The organism is Acinetobacter sp. AND/436 (genome assembly GCF_049546925.1).
Classification (GTDB): Bacteria; Pseudomonadota; Gammaproteobacteria; order Pseudomonadales; family Moraxellaceae; genus Acinetobacter; species Acinetobacter indicus.
Window position 1 is genome coordinate 74677 of sequence record NZ_JBMXBO010000004.1, and the last position, 19328, is coordinate 94004.

Annotated in this window: 17 protein-coding genes and 5 tRNA genes; all 22 read left to right on the forward strand. The window is 46.6% G+C overall.

Annotation, left to right across the window (positions count from 1 at the left end; all coding sequences use genetic code 11):
* Positions 1-2: 2 nt before the first annotated feature.
* The 22 genes from ACPEPR_RS04910 to rpoB all read left to right on the forward strand — a co-directional run bounded on the left by ACPEPR_RS04910 (position 3) and on the right by rpoB (position 19188).
* Positions 3-1196 (forward strand): heme biosynthesis protein HemY, encoded by a 1194-nt coding sequence (locus tag ACPEPR_RS04910; RefSeq protein WP_168407433.1) that lies wholly within the window; start codon positions 3-5, stop codon positions 1194-1196.
* A 10-nt stretch (positions 1197-1206) separates the two neighbouring features.
* Positions 1207-1635, forward strand: a complete 429-nt coding sequence (locus ACPEPR_RS04915; protein WP_005181644.1) for an acyl-CoA thioesterase — start codon at positions 1207-1209, stop codon at positions 1633-1635.
* Between the two features lie 145 nt (positions 1636-1780).
* Positions 1781-2107 carry an H-NS family nucleoid-associated regulatory protein gene (locus tag ACPEPR_RS04920; protein WP_005181647.1) on the forward strand — a complete coding sequence of 109 codons (327 nt, stop codon included), beginning with the start codon at positions 1781-1783 and terminating at the stop codon, positions 2105-2107.
* A 163-nt stretch (positions 2108-2270) separates the two neighbouring features.
* Positions 2271-3011 carry a type II secretion system protein N gene (gene gspN / locus ACPEPR_RS04925; RefSeq protein ID WP_104473370.1) on the forward strand — a complete coding sequence of 247 codons (741 nt, stop codon included), beginning with the start codon at positions 2271-2273 and terminating at the stop codon, positions 3009-3011.
* Positions 3011-3847, forward strand: coding sequence for a type II secretion system protein N (locus tag ACPEPR_RS04930; protein WP_160241692.1), 837 nt, complete (start codon positions 3011-3013; stop codon positions 3845-3847). Before gspN ends, ACPEPR_RS04930 begins: the two co-directional genes overlap by 1 nt.
* A 40-nt stretch (positions 3848-3887) precedes the next feature.
* On the forward strand, positions 3888-6137 hold the full coding sequence (gene gspD, locus ACPEPR_RS04935; protein ID WP_423562032.1) for a type II secretion system secretin GspD: 2250 nt from the start codon (positions 3888-3890) through the stop codon (positions 6135-6137).
* 66 nt (positions 6138-6203) lie between these two features.
* Complete coding sequence (locus tag ACPEPR_RS04940; RefSeq protein ID WP_168370320.1) at positions 6204-6911, forward strand: FHA domain-containing protein; 708 nt, start codon at positions 6204-6206, stop codon at positions 6909-6911.
* Positions 6912-6975: 64 nt separating this feature from the next.
* Positions 6976-7647: a phosphoglycolate phosphatase gene (gph, locus tag ACPEPR_RS04945; RefSeq protein ID WP_005181670.1), complete on the forward strand. Its 672-nt coding sequence runs from the start codon at positions 6976-6978 to the stop codon at positions 7645-7647.
* A gap of 120 nt (positions 7648-7767) precedes the next feature.
* Positions 7768-9261 carry an anthranilate synthase component I gene (gene trpE, locus ACPEPR_RS04950; RefSeq protein ID WP_005181673.1) on the forward strand — a complete coding sequence of 498 codons (1494 nt, stop codon included), beginning with the start codon at positions 7768-7770 and terminating at the stop codon, positions 9259-9261.
* 98 nt (positions 9262-9359) lie between these two features.
* Positions 9360-9435: transfer RNA gene (locus ACPEPR_RS04955), tRNA-Thr, on the forward strand.
* A 56-nt stretch (positions 9436-9491) separates the two neighbouring features.
* Positions 9492-9575, forward strand: a tRNA-Tyr gene (locus tag ACPEPR_RS04960).
* A gap of 36 nt (positions 9576-9611) precedes the next feature.
* A tRNA-Gly gene (locus ACPEPR_RS04965) sits at positions 9612-9687 on the forward strand.
* Between the two features lie 15 nt (positions 9688-9702).
* Positions 9703-9777 (forward strand) — tRNA-Thr (locus ACPEPR_RS04970).
* Positions 9778-9925: 148 nt separating this feature from the next.
* Positions 9926-11116, forward strand: a complete 1191-nt coding sequence (tuf, locus tag ACPEPR_RS04975) for an elongation factor Tu (protein ID WP_104513317.1) — start codon at positions 9926-9928, stop codon at positions 11114-11116.
* Between the two features lie 51 nt (positions 11117-11167).
* Positions 11168-11243 (forward strand) — tRNA-Trp (locus tag ACPEPR_RS04980).
* Between the two features lie 72 nt (positions 11244-11315).
* Positions 11316-11756 (forward strand): preprotein translocase subunit SecE, encoded by a 441-nt coding sequence (gene secE, locus ACPEPR_RS04985; protein WP_005181678.1) that lies wholly within the window; start codon positions 11316-11318, stop codon positions 11754-11756.
* Positions 11757-11763: 7 nt separating this feature from the next.
* A complete protein-coding gene (gene nusG, locus ACPEPR_RS04990; protein WP_005181681.1) occupies positions 11764-12297 on the forward strand; it encodes a transcription termination/antitermination protein NusG in 534 nt (177 codons plus the stop codon).
* 118 nt (positions 12298-12415) lie between these two features.
* The gene (gene rplK / locus ACPEPR_RS04995; RefSeq protein ID WP_004868049.1) at positions 12416-12844 is read left to right on the forward strand and encodes a 50S ribosomal protein L11; all 429 of its coding nucleotides are present in this window, start codon (positions 12416-12418) and stop codon (positions 12842-12844) included.
* A gap of 3 nt (positions 12845-12847) precedes the next feature.
* Positions 12848-13543, forward strand: a complete 696-nt coding sequence (rplA, locus tag ACPEPR_RS05000; protein WP_005181684.1) for a 50S ribosomal protein L1 — start codon at positions 12848-12850, stop codon at positions 13541-13543.
* A 320-nt stretch (positions 13544-13863) separates the two neighbouring features.
* Positions 13864-14370 (forward strand): 50S ribosomal protein L10, encoded by a 507-nt coding sequence (rplJ, locus tag ACPEPR_RS05005; protein ID WP_160243602.1) that lies wholly within the window; start codon positions 13864-13866, stop codon positions 14368-14370.
* Positions 14371-14418: 48 nt separating this feature from the next.
* On the forward strand, positions 14419-14760 hold the full coding sequence (gene rplL, locus ACPEPR_RS05010; protein WP_423562033.1) for a 50S ribosomal protein L7/L12: 342 nt from the start codon (positions 14419-14421) through the stop codon (positions 14758-14760).
* Positions 14761-15099: 339 nt separating this feature from the next.
* Positions 15100-19188 (forward strand): DNA-directed RNA polymerase subunit beta, encoded by a 4089-nt coding sequence (gene rpoB / locus ACPEPR_RS05015; RefSeq protein WP_423562034.1) that lies wholly within the window; start codon positions 15100-15102, stop codon positions 19186-19188.
* The last annotated feature ends 140 nt before the right edge of the window (positions 19189-19328 follow it).

The window sequence follows — 19328 nt, forward strand, 5'->3', positions numbered from 1 at the left end:
TCATGAAGCAGATTGTTCTGGCCTATGTTTTGGTCACGTTAGTGCTGGTGGCCTTGCTCAGTGTATTCAGTTATGGCTATGGCGCGGGCTATGTTTACCTGTATTGGCGTGACTGGCAGCTACAGACCAATATCTGGGTGCTTTTAATTTTATTGATGCTGATCAGTCTGGTGGTGCAGCTGATCTGGGCGATGCTAAAGCGTTATTTAAGCCGTGAACAGCGTAAGCAGGCAGCGGTGTTTGATTTCCAGCATTTACATCCTTATGAGCAAATGGCAGTAATCTGGCTGCTGGATGCCGCGCGTGAGCAGGACGCCTTTATCCGTCAGGTATTTAACCAGTCTGGTTTATTAAAAGCCGTGATTCATTCACGCCTATCGCTGATGCAGCAGGATTATCCGGTGGCTTTGCAGATGTTAAACCAGAGCAAGGCCATGGCCTTTGAGCTGGCCGAGTTGCAGCGTATTGAAATTTATCTGGCGCAGCAGCAACCGGAAAAAGCCCTGACCCATCTGGAATTTTTAAATGGCCATCAACTGTCGCCGTGGCTCAAAGATGTTAAACAAGCCTATGAACAGCGCTTAACCGCACTGTGGGGAGAGTTTGCGCTGCAGTATCCATGGTTATATTTGCGTGCGACCCAATATGGGCATTTAGGGCTGGACAGCAAGCAGTTATGGCTTGAGCAAATCTTGCAGCATTTTGAGCAGGCCACACCGGAAGCATTGCAGGATTTAAAACAGCGTTATTGCAATCTGTCAGGGCAGATATTTACCCAGCCGTATGCGATTAAAGTGCTGTGGTTAAAAGTGCTGGTACGCTTAAGCGATATGGGAGAGCAGCAGGAGCATCTGGCGGTGCATTTACTGTCTGAACAGTTTCATCAGGATGTGTTCTATTTATGGTTCCAGCAGCAGCTGTTAAAACCGGTACCGGATTATCTCAAGATTGAAGATTATCTGAATCAGTGGGAACAGCAATATCCTGCTTTACCGGTATTGAGTTTTGCCAAATGGCATATATTGGAAGCTACCGGTCGTCATGACGATGCAGCACAGCTTCTGGATTTATATCCGGAACATATTTTAATGAACTATTTAAGAATTAGATCGGCATTAAAAGATCAACCGCATTTACAGCAGCAGTTAAATCTGGTGTTTGAAAATAATAGTCATTTCATGAAAATTAAAATCTAGGTAAAGTCGCATGCAATTAACCGATTATCCAGTAATTCATCAACAAGTGGTGGCATGGGGCGATATGGATGCGCTCGGTCATGTCAATAATGTGATGTATTACCGCTATATTGAAAGTGCCCGCATTCATTATATGGATCAGATCAGAATGATGCAGCAATCCTTTTCGACGGTAGTGGCATCAAATCAGTGCAAATATATGCGTCCGGTATTTTATCCGGATACCTTAAAAATAGGTGTACGGGTTGAGGAAATCCGAAATAGTGCTTTTCGCATGCATTATATATTATGGAGCGAGCAGCAACAGGCTGTAGTCGCGAGTGCAGAAGCCATCATGGTTTGTGTGAATTCTGAAAGTATGCAGAAAATGCCATTACCCGAGTCGATTCGGCAGCATATTTTGGCTTTGGAAAATAGTGTGGGGCATTATCTGGATTAATTCTAATCCCGAATAAATAGATTATTTATCTCTGTTAATAATTGTTTTTCATTTCAAATAATGATTGAAACTTAATTCAGATAAAAATATGATGTATTAATGCAATTGAAGTAAATTAATATAAAAGCATACTTGTGGAGTAAATATGATGCCCGATATTAGTAATTTGTCTGTAGAACAATTAAAGCGCTTGCAGGAAGAAGCGGAAGCATTAATTGCATCGAAAAAGGACCAGGCAGTTGAAGATGCATATAATCAGATTTTGGCAATTGCTGAAAATGCGGGTTTAAGCATTGAACAGATTCTTGAGTTTGGTGCGTCTAAACGTAAAAAGAATGTACGTAAATCGGTAGAGCCGCGTTATCGTAATAAAGCCAATGCCAATGAAACCTGGACAGGTCGTGGTAAGCAACCGCGCTGGTTAGTGGCAGAACTGGAAAAAGGTGCCAAGCTTGAAGACTTCTTGATCTAAACTTCATCAGATTGTCATCTAAGCGCACTAGAGTGTCGAAACCAAGCAGAACTGCTTGGTTTTTTTATGTGTATCCGTTGGTGTTGTAAAAAAAGTGTGCATAATGTGTGCATGAAAATAACAATTTGTTCATGAATGCATTAGATAGGTTGGTCGTGGTGGAATGATAAAGAAACCGAGATACATCACGTGGTGGATTTTCGCCATCATTGCTTTTTTAATTTTTGTGTTATTACAGATTCCTGCAGCTTGGTTAATTTCAAAGTTTTATAAAAACAATCAGAGTTTACATAATGTCAGTGGCAACATCTGGCAGGGGCAGGCAGATTGGCACAAGGGACAGTTGCGTGGCAGCTTAAGCTGGAATACGCGTCCTTTAGACCTGTTATTGCTGAAAGTGGCAGCCGATGTTGAAATCCATAGTGGTCATACCGAACTAAAAGGCGTGATGGGTTACCGTTTTGGGACCTTCATGCTGAACGCGGTACACGGCCGTGTTGCGCCAGAAACTCTAAAAACCCTGGTCGACTGGCAATGGCCGACCAATCCGATTCAATTACAAAATATCGATCTGAACTATAGCAAGCAGCAAGGGTTTGCCCAGGCACAGGGCCAGCTCAACTGGGCCGGCGGGGAGCTGGTGTATCAGTTTGCCCAGCGTCAAGAGCGCATGACCGTGCCCACGCTGAAAGGCACACTGTCGGATGAAAGCGGAAAACTGAAAATTGATGTGCGTGATGCACGTGACCAGAAAATGATAAATCTGAGTCTGGATCAGGAGATGATGCTGGATGTGCAGCTGACCCAGCGTTTATTGATGCATGTTCCTTCTTATGAAGGCAAGGCTGGTGCTGATACCTATGTAATCAGTACCCGCCAGCCGCTATTCAAGGGAGGCTTCTGATGCAGAAAATCTGGGAACAGCTGCAGACTCTCCAGCTGAAACAGGCCGATCGTGTCGCACCGTTATTGCTGGCGCTGCTGATTCTGTATTTATGCTGGAAGCTGGCCAGTCTGTTCTGGCTATTACTGGCGCCGCCTCAAGCGATGCAACTGGATCGGGTCGAACTGGGTTCGCAGCAGCTGCGTGTACCGAATATCAGCAGCTTTGCCTTGTTTCATGAAGCGAGCCAGCGTACGCAGGCCGAAGACAATCTGAACCTTCAATTACAAGGCGTGATGGTCGGTTATCCCAACCAGTTTTCTTCTGCCGTGCTCAAAGTCAATGAAGTGGCAGAACGCTATCGTGTCGGTGATGTGATTGAAGGCAGTGGCTATCAGTTGGCTGAAGTGTACTGGGATCGGGTGGTTTTGCGTCATAGCAGTGGCGCCACCCGTGAGATAGAGTTTAAAGGCATTGAAAACGGGCTGAATCAGCCGATTGTGCCGACACAAAGCCCAGCTGCACCCAACAGAAATCCGGCACCGGCAACAACTGCGCAAAATGCGATTGGTCAGGCAGTGCAAAAGATTCAGCAAGACCGGGAACGCTATTTACAGGATATGGGCGTGAATAGTGGCAATGGTCAGGGCTATGAAATTACCGCACGGACACCGGCGGCACTCAGAAGCAGATTGGGATTACAACCAGGCGACCGGATTTTATCCTTAAATGGTCAGACTGTCGGACAAGGGCAAAATGAAGCCCAATTGCTGGAACAGGCAAGACAGGAGGGTCAGGTCAGACTGGAAGTTCAGCGTGGTGACCAGGTCATCACGGTACAACAAGATTTTAAGTGACGGATTTGTCACCTTATAGGGTTAGGAAACACGGTAGATTATGGCTTTATTAAATCATGAGCGTCCGCTTTGGGCATTGATGGTCGGTGCACCTCTGGTGGCTATGGTAAGTACGGCGAGCTATGCACAAACCTGGAAAATTAATTTACGTGATGCTGACCTGACTGCATTTATTAATGAAGTGGCCGATATTACCGGTAAAAACTTCGCGGTTGATCCGCGGGTGCGCGGCAATGTTACGGTCATTTCCAACAAGCCGTTGAACCGCAATGAAGTCTATGACCTGTTTCTGGGCGTGCTTAATGTTAATGGGGTAGTGGCTATTCCCTCGGGCAATACCATCAAGCTGGTGCCAGATAACAATGTCAAAAGCTCCGGAATTCCGTTTGATGCACGCCAGAATGCGCGCGGCGACCAGATTGTGACCCGGGTCATCTGGCTGGAAAATACCAATGCCAATGACATGATTCCGGCTTTACGGCCTTTAATGCCGCAATTTGCCCACCTGTCTGCGGTGGCCGGCACCAATGCCCTGATTGTTTCGGACCGGGCCAGCAATATCTATCAGCTGGAAAATATTATCCGTAATTTGGATGGCACCGGCCAAAATGATATTGAAGCCATCTCGCTACAGTCCAGTCAGGCCGAAGAAGTGATCGGGCTATTGGAGTCAATGAGTTCGACTGGCAATGCCAAAGATCTCAAAGGTTCACGGGTGCGAATTGTGGCGGATAACCGGACCAATCGCATTATCATTAAAGGTGATACCGCCACCCGCAAGCGTATCCGCCAGATGATTGAAATGATGGATGTGCCGGCGGCCGACCGTCTCGGCGGCTTAAAAGTCTTTCGCTTAAAATATGCCAGTGCGCAAAGCCTGGCGGAAATTCTGCAAGGGCTGGTATCGGGGCAGGCGGTCAGCAGTTCATCTTCCAATACGAAAAACAGCAGTAATAATAGCGTTAGCAATCTGGTCAATAACAGCAGTAACAGCACATCCAGCAATAGCACGGGCAGTACCTCGCCAAGTATTACCCTGAATAACGGTTTTGATCAGCAGAGCCAGATCACCAGCTTTAATGGCAATGGCGTCAGTATTATTGCCGATAGTAGCCAGAACGCCCTGGTGGTCAAAGCCGATCCACAGCTGATGCGTGAAATTGAATCTGCGATTCAGCAGCTGGATACACGCCGTCAACAGGTTCTCATTGAAGCCGCGATTATTGAAGTAGAAGGCACCGATGCCGATCAGCTTGGCGTGCAATGGGCCCTGGGTGATTTAAGCAGTGGCATTGGCCTGATCAATTTTGATAACTTGGGGTCTAGCCTGAAAAATATTGCCGCCGGTTATTTAACTGGAGGTGCAGCGGGTGCGGGTGGCACGATTGGCGCGGGTACCTCACTGGTGTTGGGGGATTATCAGGAAGGCAGTGATGGTTCACGCCGTTTGTATGGCGCGCTGATTCAAGCTTTAAAAGAAACCACCAAATCCAATCTGTTGTCGACCCCATCTATTGTCACCATGGACAATGAAGAAGCCTATATCGTGGTTGGTGAGAACGTGCCGTTTGTCACTGGTTCGGTCAGTACCGGAAATGGTACCGTCAATCCCTATACCACCATTGAGCGTAAGGACGTCGGGGTCACCCTAAAAGTGGTGCCGCACATTGGCGAAAATGGCACAGTGCGTCTGGAAGTGGAACAGGAAGTTTCTGGGGTTAAATCCAGCAAAGGTCAGGCGCAGGACTTGGTCACCAGCAAACGCGCAATTAAAACCTCAATTCTGGCCGAGCATGGTCAGACTATTGTCTTGGGTGGTCTTATTTCAGATAACACTGCCTATTCTCGCCAGGCCGTGCCGGGGTTGGGTGCCATTCCAGGACTGGGACGTTTATTCCGTTCCGATGGTAAGTCCAATCAGAAGCGTAATCTGCTGATCTTTATTCACCCGACCATTGTTGGAGATCAGAATGATATCCGCCGGATTTCGCAGCAGCGTTATAGTCAGCTGTATAGCTTGCAACTGGCACTGGATCAGGATGGTAATTTTGCCAAACTGCCGGAGCGGGTGGAAGATATCTATCAGCAGCGGGTGCCAGTGTCTAAAACTCCACTAAATCAAACCCGTTATCAGCAGGTGCCATCCGCGACCCCTGCGGCACAGTCGGGGGCGGCTGTGGTGACCACACCCGTTGCGGTAGAACCGGCGCTGCAGCGTCAGACCTTAAGCCCGCAAGTCAGCAAAACCACCAATACCACCACCACGACCACCTTAAGACCGCGCTCTTAACAGAGCGGACATGGAATCTGGTTTTGAGCATGTTATGATGGGCAAAAATTTAAAGAGAAGTTCGCTATGACTTGGAAATTACAAGCAATTACGGGTGAATTTACCGGGCAGGAAATTAGTGTTGATCGTGACATGCTGGTGGGGCGTCATCAGGAAGCTGATGTGGTGCTGCAGTCGGCTGAAGTATCACGCAAACATGCTGCGTTGTTACTGAAAGCTGAAGACCTGTGGGTACAAGACTTAAATTCATCCAATGGCACCTTTGTGAATGACCTGCGGATTGATCAGGAAACTCCGTTGCATGAAGGTGATATTGTCCAGTTTGCCAGCTTTAAATTTTCAGTCCTGGCACCAGCCAAACCGGAACTGTTGGCAGATGAGCCGCTTGCGCCTGCAGGCACCGAAGTAGAACAGATTCCTGAGCTGGATGTGGTGGAAACCGCTACTGCAGCCGAGCCGACAGAAACTGTAGCAGTGAAAACGCCGGCACAGCAGATGAATGATCAGGGTATGCCTGAGCTGAAAGAGCGTGATGCATCGGTACAATTGACACGTGATGGCATGCCAACCAATGTCGGTGTACCAAAACCAGCCCCAATTCCTGAAGGGACCGATTTAAGCGCGGCCACCCCAGAGCCACAACCGGTACCGGTTGAGCAGCCTGTATCACGGGTTGAGCAGGAAAAAGAGCAGCAGAAAAATGCCTCTGTCGGCCTGATGACCATTATTGTGCTGGTGATCCTGGCAATTATTGCCTGGCTGTTGTTTAAATAAACCGCGACACAGCATACAATCGAGGCATGCTTTGGCATGCCTTTATTTTTTTGAGAGGACCAAAATGTCTGTGGCCAAACTTGACACCCGTGAGCTGATTTTATTTGACCTGGACGGTACGCTGGTCGATTCAGCCACCGATCTGTATCGTGCCATGAATATGAGCCTGAATGCCTTGCAGCTGCCCATGGTCACCGAAGCACAGGTACGCACCTGGATTGGCAAAGGCACCTCGGTATTTTGTCACAGCACCTTGCTGCATTTAACCGGAGAGGTGCATCCCGATCAGCATCAGCAGCTGCTGGAAACTTTCCTAGGAATTTACAATGCCGATCCTTGTCTGGATACCCAGCCTTTTGCCGGAATTCTGGAGTTTCTGGAATGGGGCAAACAGCAGCAGAAAAAAATGATCTGTGTCACCAACAAGCCCGAGCTGCCATCACGCGCCATTTTAGATGCACTGGACATGAGCCATTATTTTGTTGATGTGATTGGTGGTGATCGGTTTAGCGAACGTAAACCGCATCCACGCCAGTTATTGCACTGTGTTGAGACCTTTGGGGTAGAAAAATCCCAAGTGTTGATGATTGGCGACTCTTCCAATGATGTGGAAGCCGCACGTCGTGCCGGTATTGATTGTATTGTAGTCAGCTATGGCTATAATCATGGCGAGAGTATTTATGATTGTCAGCCGCAGCAAGTGGTGGATAATCTGACAGAATTATTAGCTTCCTAATGTAAGAATAGATGTAAAAGGACACCGCAATGAGTGATTGTGTAGTTTTTCGATGGCGTCACTAAGTCAGCACCTACCAGCAACCTTCCTATGACCCCGCGAAAATGAAAGAGATTCAACATGACCACTCAAGCCCAATATCAACAACTGCAAGCTGCCGGCTATAACCTGATTCCTGTCTACCGTCAGCGTCTGGCCGATACCGAAACCCCATTGTCTGTGTTTGCGCGTTTAAAAGAGCATGAACAGGCTTATCTGTTTGAATCTGTTGAAGGTGGTGAAAACTGGGCGCGCTATTCGATTATTGGCCTGGGCGAGTCAACCGTGTTTTCCTGCAATGAAGGGCGGTTGACCATTCAGCAGGCCAATGGCGAACTGCTACAGCAGCCGTGTAGTGATCCTTTCCAGTTTATCCGTGATTTCCAGGCCCAGTTTAAAGTGCCAACACAGGCCGATTTACCGGCGTTGCCAAGCTTTACTGGTGGACTGGTCGGTTACTTTGGCTATGACGCCGTGCGTTATATCGAACCGCGCCTGAACAATATTCCAGACGCCGATCCGGTGGGCCTGCCAGATATCTGGATGATGCTGTCTAAAACCGTGATCGTGTTTGACAACTTAAAAGATACCTTATTCCTGATTGTGCACGCCGATAGTAATGATGCTGATGCCTATCAGAAAGCACAGGCACAACTGGATGCGCTGGAGCAGTTGCTGGCGACACCGGTGAATCTGCAAGCACAGACTCATATGGCACCGCATTTTGAATCTTTAACTGGGCATGACAACTTTATTGCTTCGGTTGAGAAGGTTAAAGAATACATCCGTGCTGGTGATGTCATGCAAGTGGTGCCGGGACATCGTATGGTGTCTGACTTTGATGGTGAGCCGTTACAGGTCTATCGCGCTTTACGTCACCTTAATCCATCACCATATCTGTTCCTGGTGCAAGGGCGAACCTTGGACAATAACACCCCGTTTCATATTGTCGGTTCATCGCCGGAAATCCTGTCGCGTCTGGAAAATGGTATTGCTACCGTGCGTCCACTCGCTGGCACACGTCCACGTGGTAAAACCAAAGAAGAAGATCTGGCCCTGGAAAAAGATTTACTTTCTGATGAAAAAGAGATTGCCGAGCATTTAATGCTGATTGACTTGGGTCGTAATGATGTTGGTCGCGTCTCAAAAATTGGCAAAGTGCAGGTGACTGATCAAATGGTGATCGAACGTTATTCGCATGTCATGCATATTGTGTCCAATGTGCAGGGTGAAGTGCGTGATGATGTTGATGCCTTGGATGTTTTTAAGGCAACTTTCCCGGCAGGCACACTTTCTGGGGCACCAAAAATCCGTGCCATGGAAATTATTGACGAAGTTGAGCCAGTAAAACGTGGAATTTTTGGTGGTGCTGTTGGTTATTTAGGCTGGCATGGCGAAATGGACATGTCGATTGCGATTCGGACCTGTGTTATTCGTGAAAATAAGGTCTATGTGCAGGCTGGCGCAGGCCTTGTTGCCGACTCAAATCCTGAATCTGAGTGGAATGAAACCCAAATAAAAGCTCGCGCAGTGATCAAAGCGGTTGAATTATCGTCAAACGGATTGATTTTGTGAGTTTTTGACGGTTTTTTTAAAAAAAACACTTGCACGGATTTCAAGTTTTGCTAAACTGCACACCGTTCCGATACGAAACGTACGAAACACTAAGAAACGCCGGCATAGCTCAGTTGGTAGAGCAACTGACTTGTAATCAGTAGGTCCACAGTTCGAATCCGTGTGCCGGCACCATCTTAGAGAATTCGAGATGTGAAGTAAAGAACGAGCACTGCAATAAGTGTGATATTGGTGGGATTCCCGAGCGGTCAAAGGGAGCAGACTGTAACTCTGCCGCGTAAGCTTCGAAGGTTCGAATCCTTCTCCCACCACCATTAACTTCGAATGAAGTGGTACATTACCAACAATGTGCGGGAGTAGCTCAGTTGGTAGAGCGGCAGCCTTCCAAGCTGCATGTCGCGAGTTCGATCCTCGTCTCCCGCTCCATCATCGAAGATGATCGCTCTTATAGCTCAGTGGTAGAGCACTCCCTTGGTAAGGGAGAGGTCTCGAGTTCAAATCTCGATAAGAGCTCCAGATACAGTTTGGCAACTTGGTTGCATGAGATTTAAAGAAAGCAGGCTATTTAGTCTGCTTTTTAAGTATTAGGTGTCTAGTTTTTTAGGCGATATGTCGAGGCTGGGTATTACTCAGATTGTGTTCGACGTAAACGAGGAAAATAAACATGGCTAAGGCTAAGTTTGAACGTAATAAGCCACACGTTAACGTGGGCACAATCGGTCACGTTGACCATGGTAAAACAACTTTAACAGCTGCAATTGCAACTGTATGTGCGAAGAAATTCGGTGGTGAAGCGAAAGATTACGCTGCAATCGACTCTGCTCCAGAAGAAAAAGCACGTGGTATTACAATTAACACTTCTCACGTAGAATACGATTCTCCAACTCGTCACTACGCTCACGTTGACTGCCCAGGTCACGCCGACTATGTTAAAAACATGATCACTGGTGCTGCTCAGATGGACGGTGCGATCCTTGTTTGTTCAGCGACTGATGGTCCAATGCCACAAACTCGTGAACACATCCTTCTTTCTCGTCAGGTAGGTGTACCTTACATCATCGTATTCTTAAACAAATGCGATATCGTAGACGACGAAGAGTTAATCGAATTAGTTGAAATGGAAGTTCGTGAACTTCTTTCTACTTACGACTTCCCAGGCGATGACACTCCAGTAATCCGTGGTTCTGCTCTTGCAGCACTTAACGGTGAATCAGGTCAATATGGCGAAGACGCTGTTGTTGCTCTTGTTGAAGCACTTGACTCTTACATTCCAGAGCCAGTACGTGCAATCGATCAAGCATTCTTGATGCCAATCGAAGACGTATTCTCTATTTCTGGTCGTGGTACAGTTGTAACTGGCCGTGTAGAAACTGGTATCGTTAAAGTTGGTGAAGAAGTTGAAATCGTTGGTATCAAAGATACAGCGAAAACAACTGTTACTGGCGTTGAAATGTTCCGTAAGCTTCTTGACGAAGGTCGTGCTGGCGAGAACTGTGGTGTTCTTCTACGTGGTACTAAGCGTGAAGAAGTTCAACGTGGTCAAGTACTTGCTAAACCAGGTTCAATCAAGCCGCACACTAAATTCGATGCAGAAGTATACGTACTTTCTAAAGACGAAGGTGGCCGTCACACTCCATTCTTAAATGGTTACCGTCCACAGTTCTACTTCCGTACTACGGACGTAACTGGTGCGATCCAGCTGAAAGAAGGCGTTGAAATGGTTATGCCAGGCGACAACGTTGAAATGTCAGTAGAATTAATCCACCCAATCGCAATGGACGCTGGTTTACGCTTCGCGATCCGTGAAGGTGGCCGTACTGTAGGTGCGGGTGTAGTTGCTAAAGTAACTGCATAATTATAAAATAAGTTTCACAAGCCGAAGTTTGCGGATTTCGGCTTGTTCTACAGGCCAGTAGTTCAATTGGTAGAGCGTCGGTCTCCAAAACCGAATGTTGGGGGTTCGAGTCCCTCCTGGCCTGCCATTTTTCAAAAAAAGCTTGATGCTGGCAAAACTGGTCATATAATAAGTCGCGAATCCTACGACGAGTACAAAAATGTCGAATGATAAATCGCGTGACGCATTAAGCGAAGCGCCAATTCCTCAAAGAAATAATCCTGCTGAAGTTGTAAATTCGGGTTCTCCATTAGACTACGTGTTGTGGATTATCGCCTTGATTTTATTCATTGCGGCAACCATGGTGAATCAGCATCTACCAGCGTACTGGGCACCGGCAAATGATATTTGGGTGCGCGTTGGGGTAATTTTGGCTTGTATCGTAGTGGCTTTAGGTTTATTATACGCCACCCATCAAGGCAAAGGCTTTGTTCGTTTATTGAAAGATTCACGAATCGAGCTGCGTCGAGTGACTTGGCCAACCAAGCAAGAGACAGTGACCACATCTTGGCACGTACTTGCAGTTGTAGTTGTAGCATCCATTTTATTGTGGTGTTTTGACTACGTTTTAGGTTGGGCAATTAAATTTATTATCGGGTAAGAGAGCTATGAAACGTTGGTACATTATTCATGCCTATTCTGGTTATGAAAAACAAGTGATGCGTTCGCTTAATGATCGAATCCAGCGTAGCGCTGTTGCCGATAGCTTTGGTGAAGTCCTGGTTCCTACCGAAGAAGTGGTAGAAATGAAGGATGGTAAGAAACGTAAATCTGAGCGTAAATTCTTTCCGGGCTATGTGCTAGTCGAAATGGAAATGAATGATGATACTTGGCACATTGTAAAAGAATGTCCAAAAGTATTAGGTTTTATTGGTGGTACACCGGAAAAACCTGCGCCAATTACGCAGCGTGAAGCTGATGCAATTCTTGCACGTGTACGCAATACTGGTGAAGCACCTCGTCCGAAGACGATGTTTGAACCAGGCGAAGAATTACTGGTAATTGACGGTCCATTCACCGACTTTAAAGGCGTGGTGGAAGAAGTCCTTTACGACAAGTCACGTTTAACGTTGACGATTAATGTATTCAATCGACCAACACAGGTTGAGCTGGAATTTCGCCAAGTCGAAAAATCAGTTTAATTCACTGCTGGTTGAAAACGCCCGATTTGTTATGGATCGGGCATTGTTGTTGTAACGGTATCGTTACTTAGAAATCATTGGGGAGCCTAGCGGCGTTTGTACCCAGAGGTAATTGAAAATGGCTAAGAAGATTGACGGCTATATCAAGCTGCAAGTTCCAGCTGGTAAAGCAAATCCATCTCCACCAATTGGTCCTGCACTGGGTCAACGTGGTGTTAACATCATGGCATTCTGTAAAGAATTCAATGCTGCGACACAAAAAGTTGAAGCTGGTCTTCCAATTCCAGTAGTGATCACTGTGTACAACGACAAGTCGTTCACATTCATCATGAAAACTCCACCTGCTGCTATTCTGCTTAAGAAAGCTGCTGGTATCCAGAAGGGTTCAGCTGTACCAAACAAAACTAAAGTTGGTAAGTTGACTCGTGCTCAGTTAGAAGAGATCGCGACTACGAAAGAACCAGACTTAACTGGTGCTGACTTAGACGCGCGTGTACGTACCATCGCTGGTTCTGCACGTTCTATGGGCTTGGAAGTGGAGCTATAAGACATGGCAAAGTTAACTAAACGTCAAAAAGCCATTGCTGCTGCTGTAGAAGCAAACAAAGTTTATACTTTGGAAGAAGCAGTACAAGTTCTTAACAGCCTTCCTGCAGCTAAATTCAAAGAATCTTTGGATGTATCTGTAAACCTAGGTGTTGACCCTCGTAAATCTGACCAGGTTGTTCGTGGCGCGACTACACTTCCTGCAGGTACAGGTAAAACTGTACGTGTAGCTGTGTTTGCTCAAGGCGCTGCTGCTGAAGCTGCTAAAGCTGAAGGCGCGGACGTAGTTGGTTTTGATGACCTGGCTGAAAGCATCCAAGCGGGTAACCTTGACTTTGACGTAGTAATTGCTGCTCCAGATGCAATGCGCGTTGTAGGTAAATTAGGTACAATCCTTGGTCCACGTGGCTTAATGCCAAACCCTAAAGTGGGTACGGTTACTCCTGACGTAGCAACTGCAGTTAAAAATGCAAAAGCTGGTCAAGCACGTTACCGTGTAGACAAAGCGGGTATCATCCACGCTGCGATCGGTCAAGTAGGTTTCACTGCTGAAGCTGTTCGTCAAAACGTTGAAGCTCTTGTAGCTGACCTGAAGAAAGCAAAACCTGCGACTTCTAAAGGTGTATACATCAAAAAGATCACTCTAAGCTCAACTATGGGTCCTGGTCTGACTGTTGATGTAAACAACGTTTCTAACTAAGTTTAACTTAGACAGAATTTTAAAGTCCTGAAAGGTCTCCTTCTCCCTCTGGGAGAAGGTTGGGATGAGGGTTAAACCTCTCCCTAGCCCTCTCCTGAAAGGAGAGGGGACATTCAGGCGGACTTTGAATTGGTAAATGAGAATTTATCAGCGTCAAAGACCTCAGGCGAGGGGAGTTTTATGCTCTTCTCTTAAAATCCCAGCCTGCGTAGACGCGGTGGTGTGATTTATTCCTCCTCCGCGTGTGAGTTCAGTGATGAATTCACGAATTGGGAGTGTATCCCTTGTGGGTACATAAATCACCGTTAGGAGGTTTTACAATGGCTCTTCTTATCGAAGACAAAAAACAGATCGTAGCAGAAGTAAACGAAGTTGCTTCTCGCGCGTTCTCTGCTGTTGTTGCTGACTATCAAGGTTTAACCGTTGAGCAATTAACTGCTTTACGTGTTGAAGCGCGTAAGCTTGGTGTTACGACTCGTATCGTGCGTAATACTTTGGCTAAGCGTGCATTCGAAGGTACTCAATTCGATATCTTGAATGCAACTCTTGTTGGTCCAACAATCTTAGCTTTCTCGACTTCTGAAGACGACATGGGTGCAGCTGCACGCTTGTTCGAAGATTTCGCTAAAACAAACAAAGCATTTGAACTTAAAGCTGCTGCATTTGACGGCAAGGTTTATGAAGGTGCTGAAGTTGGCGTGATTGCAAATCTTCCGAACCAAGAAAAAGCGCTTACTATGCTTGCAAACGTTCTTCAAGCTCCTATTTCGAAATTGGGTCGCCTTATTACAGCACTCAAAGAGAAAAACGAGTCAGAAGCAGCTTAAGCTTAAATCAATTTACACACCATTCAATTTCCATTTGGAGTTATTCTCATGGCTTTAACTAACGAAGAAATTTTAAACGCAGTTGCTGAAAAAACTGTTCTTGAACTTGTTGAACTGATCTCTGCTTTCGAAGAGAAATTCAACGTATCTGCTGCTGCTGTTGCAGTTGCTGCTGCTCCAGGCGCTGGCGCTGCTGCTGCTGAAGAGCAAACTGAATTCAACGTTGAGTTGACTTCTTTCGGTGCAAACAAAGTTGCAGTAATTAAAGCAGTTCGTGAAGCGACTGGCCTTGGTCTTAAAGAAGCGAAAGACATGGTTGAAGGTGCTCCAGCAGTACTTAAAGAAGGCGTTTCTAAAGAAGAAGGCGAAGAGATTAAGACCAAACTTTAAGACGCTGGTGCTACATTTACACTTAAGTAATAGCTTATGCGGAGTCTATTTTTTTAAAATCGACTCCAAAAAATGGCTGATGGCTCTTGGGTCATCAGCCTTTTTGCGTTACAATAATCGGCTCGATTTTTGTTTGCATGATATAAATTTCATACAAATTAAAAATAAAGATAACAATCAAACGCTTACCAATATTTTTCAATGTTAAAAAATATTGTTAAGCGTTTTAATACCACTAAAAATTGCAGCATTTGTAAAGAGTGGTGGCCATATCGGCCTGCGTAATTCCTTCTGAGCCCGTTCTGCAGGCGGGCTTGGTTTACTTTCCGAGGACTCCAGATGGCATACTCATATACCGAAAAGAAACGGATCCGTAAGAATTTTGGTAAATTGCCCCAAGTCATGGAAGCACCGTACCTGTTGGCGATTCAAGTCGACTCGTACCGTACTTTCTTGCAAGATGGCAAATCTCCAAAAAACCGCGAAGATATCGGTCTCCAAGCCGCATTTCGTTCAGTTTTTCCTATAGAAAGTTATTCTGGCAATGCTGCTTTAGAATTTGTTGAGTATAGTCTTGGTAAACCAGAGTTTGATGTGCGCGAATGTATTCTTCGCGGCTCAACTTATGCGGCACCAATGCGCGTTAAAATTCGTTTGATCTTGAAAGATCGTGAAACGAAATCAATCAAAGACGTACGTGAACAAGAAGTCTATATGGGCGAAATGCCATTGATGACGGATAACGGTACTTTTGTGATCAACGGTACCGAGCGTGTAATCGTATCGCAATTACACCGTTCACCAGGCGTATTCTTTGACCATGACAAAGGTAAGACTCACTCAAGCGGTAAAGTGCTGTATTCAGCGCGTATTATTCCTTACCGTGGTTCATGGTTAGACTTTGAATTTGATGCCAAAGATTTAGTCTATGTACGTATCGACCGTCGTCGTAAATTACTGGCGACTGTGGTTCTGCGTGCCCTGAACTATAACAACGAACAGATTCTTGACCTGTTCTACGAAAAAGTTCCTGTTTACCTGGATATGGGTAGCTATCAGATCGACTTGATTCCAGAACGTCTGCGTGGCGAAATGGCACAATTCGATATCACTGATGCCGATGGTAAAGTCATTGTTGAACAAGGTAAGCGTATCAACGCACGTCATGTTCGTCAAATGGAAGCCTCTGGTCTGACCAAACTGTCAGTGCCGGATGAATACCTGTATGAGCGCATTACTGCCGAAGACATCGTGCTGAAAGATGGCGATGTGATTCCGGCCAACACACTGTTAAGCCATGAAGTGATGGTGAAACTGGCTGAAGGCGGCGTGAAGCAGTTCAATACCCTGTTCACCAACGACATCGACCGCGGTTCATTCATTGCAGATACGCTACGTGCCGATACGACTACAGGTCGTGAAGAAGCACTGGTTGAAATCTACAAAGTCATGCGTCCAGGCGAGCCACCAACTAAAGAAGCAGCTGAGAACCTGTTTAACAACCTGTTCTTCTCTTCTGAGCGTTATGACCTGTCACCAGTCGGCCGTATGAAGTTCAACCGTCGTCTGGGTCGTCCTTATGAAGTGGGTACTGACCAGAAGTCGCGCGAAGTTGAAGGCATCCTGTCGAACGAAGACATCACGGATGTACTGAAAACATTGGTTGAAATCCGTAACGGTAAAGGTGAAGTCGACGATATCGACCACTTGGGTAACCGTCGTGTTCGTTCAGTGGGCGAGATGACCGAGAACCAGTTCCGTGTGGGTCTGGTACGTGTTGAGCGTGCTGTAAAAGAGCGTCTATCACAAGCTGAAACTGACAACCTGTCTCCGCAAGATCTGATCAATGCGAAGCCAGTGGCGGCTGCAATCAAAGAATTCTTTGGTTCGAGCCAGTTGTCTCAGTTTATGGACCAGAACAACCCGTTGTCTGAAATCACCCACAAACGTCGTGTATCGGCGCTTGGTCCTGGTGGTTTGACCCGTGAACGCGCAGGCTTCGAAGTGCGTGACGTACACCAGACTCACTATGGTCGTGTGTGTCCAATTGAAACACCTGAAGGTCCAAACATTGGTTTGATCAACTCGCTGTCTGTTTACGCGAAAGCCAACAGCTTCGGTTTCTTGGAAACGCCATACCGTAAAGTGGTTGATGGTCGTGTAACAGACGAAGTTGAATATCTGTCTGCGATTGAAGAAGTGGGTACCGTGATTGCACAGGCCGACTCGGTTGTAGATCAGGACGGTAACCTGACTGAGGAATTCGTCTCTGTACGTCACCACGGTGAATTCGTACGTATGTCACCTGAAAAAGTGACCCATATGGACGTATCTGCTCAGCAGGTGGTTTCTGTTGCAGCATCACTGATTCCATTCCTTGAACACGATGACGCCAACCGTGCATTGATGGGTTCCAACATGCAACGTCAGGCGGTACCTACACTAATCGCGGACAAACCGCTGGTTGGTACCGGTATGGAAGCCAACGTGGCACGTGACTCAGGTGTGTGTGTGGTTGCAGGCCGTGGTGGTGTGATCGAGTTTGTTGATGCATCACGTATCGTAATTCGCGTCAATGAAGATGAAATGATCGCGGGTGAAGCAGGTGTAGATATCTACAACCTAATCAAATACACGCGTTCAAACCAGAACACCTGTATCAACCAGAACGTTGTCGTACGTTTAGGCGATAAAGTTGCACGTGGTGACATCCTGGCGGATGGTCCATCGACAGATGGCGGTGAACTGGCCCTGGGTCAAAACATGCGCGTGGCGTTCATGACCTGGAATGGTTACAACTACGAAGACTCGATCTTGCTTTCTGAGCGTGTGCTTCAAGAAGACCGTTTAACGTCGATTCACATTCAGGAACTGTCATGTGTTGCACGTGATACCAAACTGGGTGCTGAAGAAATCACGGCTGATATTCCAAACGTCGGTGAAGCTGCGCTGTCTAAACTGGACGAATCAGGTATCGTTTACATCGGTGCAGAAGTGACTGCCGGTGACATCCTGGTGGGTAAAGTAACACCAAAAGGTGAAACTCAGTTGACGCCTGAAGAAAAACTGCTTCGTGCCATCTTCGGTGAAAAAGCAGCGGATGTGAAAGACTCCTCTTTACGTGTTCCATCGGGCACAAAAGGTACAGTCATCGACGTTCAAGTCTTTACCCGTGATGGTCTGGAAAAAGACGAACGTGCACTGGCGATTGAGAAAGCGCAGCTTGATGCATACCGTAAAGACTTGAAAGAAGAATACAAAATCTTCGAAGAAGCAGCACGTGAACGTATTGTCCGTCTGTTAAAAGGTCAGGAATCAAATGGCGGTGGCGGCACCAAACGTGGCGACAAACTGTCTGAAGATATGCTGCCTGGTCTTGAACTGGTTGATCTGCTTGAAATCCAGCCAAGTGACGAAGCGATTGCGGAACGTTTAACGCAAATTCAAACCTTCCTGAAAGAGAAGAGCTTTGAAATTGACGAGAAATTCGCCGAGAAGAAACGCAAACTGTCTACAGGTGATGAACTGACCACTGGCGTACTGAAAGTGGTTAAGGTTTACCTTGCGGTGAAACGTCGTATCCAGCCAGGTGATAAGATGGCGGGTCGTCACGGTAACAAGGGTGTTGTATCCAACATTCTGCCGGTTGAAGACATGCCACACGATGCCAACGGTGTGCCGGTAGACGTGGTACTGAACCCGCTTGGTGTACCATCGCGTATGAACGTGGGTCAGATTCTAGAAACGCACTTAGGTATGGCAGCCAAAGGTCTGGGTGATCAGATCGACAAGATGCTGAAAGAACAGCGCACCATTCTTGAACTGCGTGAATTCTTGGACAAGATTTACAACAAGGTGGGCGGCGAGCAAGAAGATCTTGACAGCCTGACGGATGATGAAATCTTGGCGCTTTCTGGCAACCTGCGTGCTGGTGTTCCATTGGCAACACCTGTATTTGACGGTGCTGAAGAAGGTCAGATCAAAGACTTGCTTGAACTTGCGGGTCTGTCACGTACCGGTCAAACCGTATTGTATGATGGCCGTACGGGTGAGCGTTTCGACCGTCCTGTCACTGTTGGTTACATGTACATGCTGAAACTGAACCACTTGGTTGATGACAAGATGCATGCGCGTTCAACTGGTTCTTACTCATTAGTAACACAGCAGCCGCTGGGTGGTAAGGCACAATTCGGTGGTCAGCGTTTCGGTGAGATGGAAGTCTGGGCACTGGAAGCATACGGTGCAGCTTATACGCTTCAAGAAATGCTCACTGTGAAGTCGGATGACGTTGAAGGCCGTACCCGCATCTATAAGAATATTGTAGATGGCAACCATTATATGGATCCGGGCATGCCTGAATCGTTCAACGTATTGACCAAAGAGATCCGTTCTTTAGGTATCAACATTGAACTGAAAAATGGTGACTAAGAATCTCCATTAAATCTCCCCAAACCCCTCTTTATAAAAGAGGGGCTTCCCCCTTAACAAAGGGGGACTGAGGGAGATTAAAATTCAGTTAAAAAACAATATTTGTGACCCAGTCGGAAAGTGAAAATCTTACCGGCACA

Bases quoted from the DNA above. Each gene is read 5' to 3' on its own strand.
- ACPEPR_RS04910 (WP_168407433.1), top strand. From the start codon at position 3: ATGAAGCAGATTGTTCTGGCCTATGTTTTGGTCACGTTAGTGCTGGTG.
- ACPEPR_RS04915 (WP_005181644.1), top strand. From the start codon at position 1,207: ATGCAATTAACCGATTATCCAGTAATTCATCAACAAGTGGTGGCATGG.
- ACPEPR_RS04920 (WP_005181647.1), top strand. From the start codon at position 1,781: ATGATGCCCGATATTAGTAATTTGTCTGTAGAACAATTAAAGCGCTTG.
- gspN (WP_104473370.1), top strand. From the start codon at position 2,271: ATGATAAAGAAACCGAGATACATCACGTGGTGGATTTTCGCCATCATT.
- ACPEPR_RS04930 (WP_160241692.1), top strand. From the start codon at position 3,011: ATGCAGAAAATCTGGGAACAGCTGCAGACTCTCCAGCTGAAACAGGCC.
- gspD (WP_423562032.1), top strand. From the start codon at position 3,888: ATGGCTTTATTAAATCATGAGCGTCCGCTTTGGGCATTGATGGTCGGT.
- ACPEPR_RS04940 (WP_168370320.1), top strand. From the start codon at position 6,204: ATGACTTGGAAATTACAAGCAATTACGGGTGAATTTACCGGGCAGGAA.
- gph (WP_005181670.1), top strand. From the start codon at position 6,976: ATGTCTGTGGCCAAACTTGACACCCGTGAGCTGATTTTATTTGACCTG.
- trpE (WP_005181673.1), top strand. From the start codon at position 7,768: ATGACCACTCAAGCCCAATATCAACAACTGCAAGCTGCCGGCTATAAC.
- tuf (WP_104513317.1), top strand. From the start codon at position 9,926: ATGGCTAAGGCTAAGTTTGAACGTAATAAGCCACACGTTAACGTGGGC.
- secE (WP_005181678.1), top strand. From the start codon at position 11,316: ATGTCGAATGATAAATCGCGTGACGCATTAAGCGAAGCGCCAATTCCT.
- nusG (WP_005181681.1), top strand. From the start codon at position 11,764: ATGAAACGTTGGTACATTATTCATGCCTATTCTGGTTATGAAAAACAA.
- rplK (WP_004868049.1), top strand. From the start codon at position 12,416: ATGGCTAAGAAGATTGACGGCTATATCAAGCTGCAAGTTCCAGCTGGT.
- rplA (WP_005181684.1), top strand. From the start codon at position 12,848: ATGGCAAAGTTAACTAAACGTCAAAAAGCCATTGCTGCTGCTGTAGAA.
- rplJ (WP_160243602.1), top strand. From the start codon at position 13,864: ATGGCTCTTCTTATCGAAGACAAAAAACAGATCGTAGCAGAAGTAAAC.
- rplL (WP_423562033.1), top strand. From the start codon at position 14,419: ATGGCTTTAACTAACGAAGAAATTTTAAACGCAGTTGCTGAAAAAACT.
- rpoB (WP_423562034.1), top strand. From the start codon at position 15,100: ATGGCATACTCATATACCGAAAAGAAACGGATCCGTAAGAATTTTGGT.